Annotated in this window: 6 protein-coding genes; all 6 read left to right on the top strand. The window is 74.0% G+C overall.

Annotated elements, in window-relative coordinates:
- A partial coding sequence (locus ACYVJ4_RS17030; RefSeq protein WP_460461282.1) for a coiled-coil domain-containing protein occupies positions 1 to 1141 on the top strand: 1141 nt, incomplete at its 5' end.
- 48 nt (positions 1142 to 1189) lie between these two features.
- On the top strand, positions 1190 to 1504 hold the full coding sequence (locus ACYVJ4_RS17025; RefSeq protein ID WP_460461281.1) for a hypothetical protein: 315 nt from the start codon (positions 1190 to 1192) through the stop codon (positions 1502 to 1504).
- A 33-nt stretch (positions 1505 to 1537) separates the two neighbouring features.
- Positions 1538 to 2737 carry a signal recognition particle-docking protein FtsY gene (gene ftsY / locus ACYVJ4_RS17020; RefSeq protein WP_460461280.1) on the top strand — a complete coding sequence of 400 codons (1200 nt, stop codon included), beginning with the start codon at positions 1538 to 1540 and terminating at the stop codon, positions 2735 to 2737.
- Positions 2738 to 2919: 182 nt separating this feature from the next.
- Positions 2920 to 4260, top strand: coding sequence for an ammonium transporter (locus ACYVJ4_RS17015; protein WP_460461279.1), 1341 nt, complete (start codon positions 2920 to 2922; stop codon positions 4258 to 4260).
- Complete coding sequence (locus ACYVJ4_RS17010) at positions 4257 to 4595, top strand: P-II family nitrogen regulator (RefSeq protein ID WP_460461278.1); 339 nt, start codon at positions 4257 to 4259, stop codon at positions 4593 to 4595. Before ACYVJ4_RS17015 ends, ACYVJ4_RS17010 begins: the two co-directional genes overlap by 4 nt.
- A 3-nt stretch (positions 4596 to 4598) precedes the next feature.
- On the top strand, positions 4599 to 5561 hold a 963-nt coding region (locus tag ACYVJ4_RS17005), incomplete at its 3' end, for a [protein-PII] uridylyltransferase family protein (RefSeq protein ID WP_460461277.1).

Raw genomic sequence — 5561 nt, 5'->3', positions numbered from 1 at the left:
GCAGCACGCGCGCGCAGAGCAGCTCGAGCGGGCGGTGCGCGAGGAGCACGAGGCCCGCGAGCGGGTGGCCGCCCGCCGTGCCCGGCGCCAGCGCGAGGCGGAGGTGGCGCACGCCGTCGCCGTCGGCGCGACCTACGCGCACGACCTGCTCTCGCGCACGCTGGAGGCCGCGACGACCGAGCGGGACGCCGCGCAGGCCTCGCGCTCGCACCGCGAGGCCGAGCTGACCGACGTCCGGGCCCGTCTGCGCACCCTCGAGGACGAGCTGCGCGAGCTCACCGACTCGGTGCACCGCGACGAGGTCGCCCGCACCCAGCAGCGGCTGCGCATCGAGACCTTGCAGGCCAAGGCGGTCGAGGAGCTCGGCGTCGACCCCGAGGTGCTGCTCGAGGAGTTCGGCCCGCACCAGCTGGTGCCGCCGTCCGTCCCGGTCCCCGGCGAGCCCGAGCCCGAGACGCCGCCCGAGCCCACCGCCTACGTGCGCGAGGAGCAGGAGAAGCGGCTGCGCAAGGCCGAGCGCGCGCTGAACCTGCTGGGCCGGGTCAACCCGCTCGCCCTCGAGGAGTACGCGGCGCTGGAGGAGCGGCACAAGTTCCTCACCGAGCAGCTCGCCGACCTCGGCCGCAGCCGCACCGACCTGCTCGACATCGTCAAGGAGGTCGACGAGCGGGTCGAGCAGGTCTTCACCGCCGCCTACCACGACACCGCCGCGCAGTTCGAGCGCGTGTTCGCCCGGCTGTTCCCCGGTGGCGAGGGCCGGCTGGTGCTCACCGACCCCGACGACATGCTCACGACCGGCATCGAGGTCGAGGCCCGCCCGCCCGGCAAGAAGGTCAAGCGGCTCTCGCTGCTGTCGGGTGGCGAGCGCTCGCTCACGGCGGTCGCGCTGCTGGTGGCGATCTTCAAGGCCCGGCCGAGCCCGTTCTACGTCATGGACGAGGTCGAGGCCGCGCTCGACGACACCAACCTGGGCCGGCTGATCGTGATCATGGAGGAGCTGCGCGAGTCCAGCCAGCTCATCGTCATCACGCACCAGAAGCGCACCATGGAGGTCGCCGACGCGCTGTACGGCGTCACCATGCGCGGCGACGGCGTGACCACCGTGGTGAGCCAGCGGCTGCGCGAACCGACCAGCGCATGACGCGCGCCCGATTTGAGCCGACCGCCGTGCGTGAGGCACGGTAGAGCCATGACCACCGTGATCGTCGGCATGCTCATCGCCGTGCTCATCGCGGCCGTCGTCGTGGCCCTGGTGGCCGTGCCGGCGCGCCGGGAGGGCCGCGACATCCTGACCCCGCAGGGCGAGCAGCTGGTGCAGGCGGCCCGCGAGCGCACGGTCGACGCCGTCGGCGCCGCGCGCGACAAGGTCGGCGACCTCGCCGACCGCCTGCCCGCGCGCAGCGGCGACCAGCCGGGGCCGGGCGGCACGACGAGCACCCAGGCCCCGTCGTCCGACATCGACCTGCGCCCGCAGACCACGGACGTCGGCCAGCACCGCGCCTGAGCCCCGGCGCCGCGTCTGGGAGGATCGGTCGTCGTGGACCCGTTGACCCTCACCATCGTCCTGGTCGTCGCGATCGCCCTGCTCGTCGGCGGCCTCGCCGTCGGCCTGGTGCGCGGCCGTGGCCGTCGCCAGGCCCCGCCCGCGCCCCGACCCGGCACCGACTACGCACCCGGCGTCGGTGACGACGCCACCCCGCCGCGCGACGCGCCGAAGCGCAGCGTGCAGGACGTCGACGTCCTCGATTGCGAGCCCGCGGTCGAGGTGCCGGACGATGCGGCCGAGCTCGACGCCGCCACCCTCGAGCGCCCCGCACCCAGCCGCGGTCGTCTGCACCGGCTGCGGTCGCGGCTGGCCCGGTCCAACGGGGCCTTGGGCCAGGGCCTGCTGCAGCTGCTCTCGCGCGACCGCATCGACGAGGAGACCTGGGAGCAGGTCGAGGAGACGCTGCTCGGCGCCGACCTCGGCGTCGGCCCGACCACCGAGCTGGTCGACCGCCTCCGCACGCAGGTCAAGGTCGACGGCGTGGGCGACCCCGAGACGCTGAAGGCGTTGCTGCGCAGCGAGCTCGTCGCGCTGGTCGACCCGTCCATGCCCCGCGCCCTGGCGATCGACGGCGTCGTCGGCCGACCCGCCGTCGTCCTGGTCGTGGGCGTCAACGGCACCGGCAAGACCACGACGGTCGGCAAGCTCGCCCGCGTCCTGGTGGCCGAGGACCGCGACGTCGTGCTCGGCGCGGCCGACACCTTCCGCGCCGCGGCCGCCGACCAGCTCGAGACCTGGGGCAGCCGCGTCGGCGTGCCGACGATCCGCTCCGACCGCGACGGCGGCGACCCGGCAGCCGTCGCGTTCGACGCCGTCCAGGCGGCGATCGAGACCGAGGCGGACGTCGTCCTGATCGACACCGCCGGGCGGCTGCAGAACAAGGCCGGCCTGATGGACGAGCTCGGCAAGGTCAAGCGCGTGGTCGAGAAGCGCTCGCCGGTCGACGAGGTCCTGCTCGTGCTCGACGCCACCACGGGCCAGAACGGCATGCGCCAGGCCAAGGTCTTCGGCGAGGTCGTCGACATCACCGGCATCGTCCTCACCAAGCTCGACGGCACCGCCAAGGGCGGCATCGTCGTGGCCGTGCAGCGCGAGCTGGGCGTGCCGGTCAAGCTCGTGGGCCTGGGGGAGGGCCCGGACGACCTCGCGCCGTTCGACGCCGAGGAGTTCGTCGACGCCCTGCTGGCCTGAGACCGCCGTCTCGCCCTGCGGGACGGCAGCGGGTCCGCAACACGGGTTTCACACCGCGGGTCGTCTCGTCACCTGGCTGTAACACGCAGGGAGCGACGGCGAAACAGCCGCTGGGGATGGTCGGAGCACCTTCCAGACGGCCCGCCCGGGCCGCCCGACCCCCCGTGATGGAGGTTGCCGTGGTGAACACCGGCGACACCGCCTGGGTCCTGACCAGCGCCGCCCTGGTGCTGCTCATGACGCCCGGTCTCGCGCTCTTCTACGGCGGCATGGTGCGCCAGAAGAGCGTGCTCAACATGATGATGATGAGCTTCGGCGCGCTGGGCCTGATCGCCGTGCTCTGGGTGCTGTACGGCTACTCGTTCGCGTTCGGCAACGACGTGGGCGGCGGCCTGCTCGGCAGTCCCACCGAGTTCCTGGGGCTGAAGGGGCTGATGGCCGACACGACGTCCGAGGGCGGCGGTCTGCCGGCCATGGCGTTCGTCGCGTTCCAGGCCGTCTTCGCGATCATCACGGTCGCGCTGGTCTCGGGCGCCATCGCCGACCGGGCCAAGTTCTCGGCCTGGATGGTCTTCGCCGGCATCTGGGCCACGGTGGTCTACTTCCCGATCGCCCACTGGGTCTTCGACTTCACCCTCACCGACGACGACGGCACCGTCACGCACGTCGGCGGCTGGGTCGCCAACAACCTCAAGGCGATCGACTTCGCCGGCGGGACCGCGGTGCACATCAACGCCGGCGCCGCGGGCCTCGCGCTCGCCCTGGTGCTCGGCAAGCGGATCGGCTTCGGCAAGGACCCGATGCGCCCGCACAACCTCACGCTGGTCATGATCGGCGCCGGGCTGCTGTGGTTCGGCTGGTTCGGCTTCAACGCCGGCTCGGCCCTGGCGGCCAACAACTCGGCGTCCGTCGTCTTCGTCAACACGATGGTCGCGACGTCGGCGGCGATGCTGGGCTGGCTGCTGACCGAGCGCATCCGCGACGGCCACGCGACGTCGCTGGGTGCGGCGTCCGGCGTCGTGGCCGGTCTGGTCGCCATCACGCCGTCCTGCTCGTCGGTGTCGCCGCTGGGCGCCATCGCGGTCGGCGGGATCGCGGGCGTGGTCTGCGCCCTGGCCATCGGGCTGAAGTTCAAGCTCGGGTACGACGACTCCCTGGACGTCGTCGGCGTCCACCTCGTCGGCGGACTGTGGGGCACGCTGTCGATCGGCTTCTTCGCCACCGCGGCCGCTCCGGCCGGCGTGGACGGGCTGCTGTACGGCGGCGGCGTCGACCAGCTCTGGCGGCAGGCCGTCGGCGCGGGTGCGGTCCTCGTCGTGTCGTTCGTCCTCGCCTACGTGATCGGCACCGTGATCGACAAGACCATGGGCTTCCGCATCACCGAGGAGGCCGAGGTGGCCGGGATCGACTCCGTGGAGCACGCCGAGACCGGGTACGACCTGGCCGGCGTGGGGGCGAGCGGGTTCCGTCCCTCGCTCGGCTCGTCCTCGTCGGTCCCCACGAGCTCGGAGGTGTCGGCATGAAGCTGGTAACCGCGATCATCAAGCCGCACAAGCTGGACGACGTGAAGAGCGCCCTGGAGTCCTTCGGGGTGCAGGGCATGACGGTCAGCGAGGCCAGCGGCTACGGCCGCCAGCGCGGCCACACCGAGGTCTACCGGGGCGCGGAGTACACCGTCGACCTGGTGCCCAAGGTGCGCGTCGAGGTGCTGGTCGACGACGACGCCGCGTCCGACGTCGTCGAGGTGCTCGTCAAGAGCGCGCAGACCGGTCGGATCGGCGACGGCAAGGTGTGGAGCGTCCCGGTCGACGACGTGGCCCGCGTGCGCACGGGCGAGCGCGGCCTGGACGCGATCTAGCGCGTGCGAGACCTGCGCGCCGAGCGCCTGACGTCGGCGGCCCGGTCCCCGTCGTGGCACCGCGACGACGGGCCGGGTCGCCGGCAGGTGCTGACCGACCTGGTGGACGGCTGGCTGGGGGAGCTGTGGGCCGACGCGGTCGCGCAGACGCCCGCGGCCGGGTCGGGCACGGCCGGCGTGGCGCTCGCCGCGGTCGGCTCGCTGGCCCGCGGCGACGCCGGGCCGGCGAGCGACCTCGACCTGGTGCTGCTGCACCACGGCCACGCGCTCGCGGCCGACGAGGTCGCGGCGCTCGCCGACCGCGTCTGGTACCCGGTGTGGGACGCCGGGATGCGCCTCGACCACTCGGTGCGCACCCCGGCGCAGTGCCGCGAGGTCGGCGGCCACGACCTGGCGGCCGGTGTCGGCCTGCTCGACCTGCGGGTCGTCGCCGGGGACGCCGAGCTGGTCGCGGCCACCCGCAGCCGCCTGCTCGACGACTGGCGCGGTGCGGCCCGGCGCCGCCTGCCCGAGCTGCTGGACGCGCTCGACGAGCGGGCCGAGCGGTTCGGCGAGGCGGCCCACCTGCTCGAGCCCGACCTGAAGGAGAGCCGCGGCGGGCTGCGCGACGTCACGCTGCTGCGGGCGCTGTCGGCGTCCTGGCTGGCCGACCGGCCGCACGGCCCGGTCGACGCCGCGCACCGGGTGCTGCTCGACGTCCGGGACGCGCTGCAGGTCGTGACGGGGCGGCCGACGGACACGCTGGTGCTGCCCGAGCAGGACACCGTGGCCGGCCTGGTCGGCGCGGACGACGCCGACGACCTGCTGACGCGCGTGTCCGGCGCGGCGCGCACCATCTCGTACGCGGTCGACACCACGGTGCGCCGCGCCCGCCACGCGGTGCCGTCGCGCCGGCTGCGCCGCGGACCGCGCCGCCCGCGGCTGCGTCCGCTGGGCCACGGGCTGGTCGAGCACGACGGCGAGCTG

This window comes from Angustibacter peucedani (genome assembly GCF_054779595.1).
The sequence above is the reverse complement of the archived record's forward strand: the minus strand, read 5'-3'. Positions and strand labels throughout refer to the sequence as shown.